Here is a 1,073-nt window from a genome sequence, read left to right as displayed (position 1 = left end):
CTAGAGCATTTTCAGAATGAGTCTCCATACCCTGCGGCGCGGAAGTAGTTGGCGCACTCGTCCGGCTTGAAGTGGTCAAGGAGTTGGCCGATACGACGCCAGAGGCCATCGACTGTTCGCTCTTTGGCTTGACGCAGCAGGGTCTTAAGCTTGGCGAAGGCCATCTCGATGGGATTGAGGTCGGGGCTGTAGGGCGGCAGCAGGAAGAGTTGGGCGCCGGACGCTTGGATGGCGGCGCGGACCTCGGCGGTCTTGTGGGCGGGCAGATTGTCGAGCACGACGATGTCGCCGTGCCGCAAGGTTGGGATCAGCCCCTGCTGGACGTAGGCGAGGAAGGCCGCTCCGGTCATCGGCCCGTCGAGCACCATCGGCGCGGTCAGGCCGTCACGTCTCAGCGCGGCCACGAAGGTCGTGGTCTTCCAGTGCCCGAAAGGCGCCGAGGCAATCAGCCTCTGGCCGCGCGGCGCCCGGCCGTAGAGCCGAGTCATCTTCGTGGAGGCGCCGGTTTCGTCGATAAAGACGAGGCGGTCGGCATCGACGAAGGGCTGGGCCGCCCGCCAAACCCGTCGACGGGCCGCGACGTCCGGTCGGTCCTGCTCGCTCGCCTTGAGTGTCTTTTTTTGAGCGTCAGCCCAAGCCGATCTATGGCCGTCCACAGCGCGCCGCTGCTCAGCCGGACGCCATGCTCGCTCTCCAGCCACGTCTGCATGGCCGCCAGCGTCATATCCGAGTGTGTCCGCAGATGGGCCGCAAGCGCGGTCTCCTGCTCTGGCGTCAGCTTGCGGGGGCGGTGGCCGCGCGACCGGTTGGCCGCCGTCTCGCCGGTGGTCCGGCGTCGGATCAGCGCCTTGTAGATGTAGGAGATGCTGACCTGGAACACCGAGGCGGCAGCGCGCACGGCCATGCCGCCATCAACCGCCGCCAGAACCCGAGACCGAAGATCGTCCGAATAGCTCTGTCCCTGACGCCATGCCATCGCTAACCCCCAGACCGGAAATCCAGGAGCAGCGAATCATGCTACGGCGGCAAAGGGAATCCCCCTCAGCGATTCCAGGCAACCTGAGAACGCTCTA

Annotated in this window: 1 protein-coding gene; it reads right to left on the bottom strand. The window is 65.6% G+C overall.

Annotation, left to right across the window (positions count from 1 at the left end):
* Positions 1-11: 11 nt before the first annotated feature.
* Positions 12-976 (bottom strand): IS630 family transposase gene (locus tag J2Y49_RS32375; RefSeq protein ID WP_310119883.1). Its coding sequence is split into 2 segments (ribosomal slippage): positions 12-625 and positions 625-976, totalling 966 coding nucleotides; the frame shifts between segments, so codons are not numbered across the junction.
* Positions 977-1,073: the final 97 nt, after the last annotated feature.

Origin of the sequence: Azospirillum sp. BE72 (genome assembly GCF_031455875.1) — a bacterium.
GTDB lineage: Bacteria > Pseudomonadota > Alphaproteobacteria > Azospirillales > Azospirillaceae > Azospirillum.
This window is presented reverse-complemented; position numbering and strand designations above follow the sequence as displayed.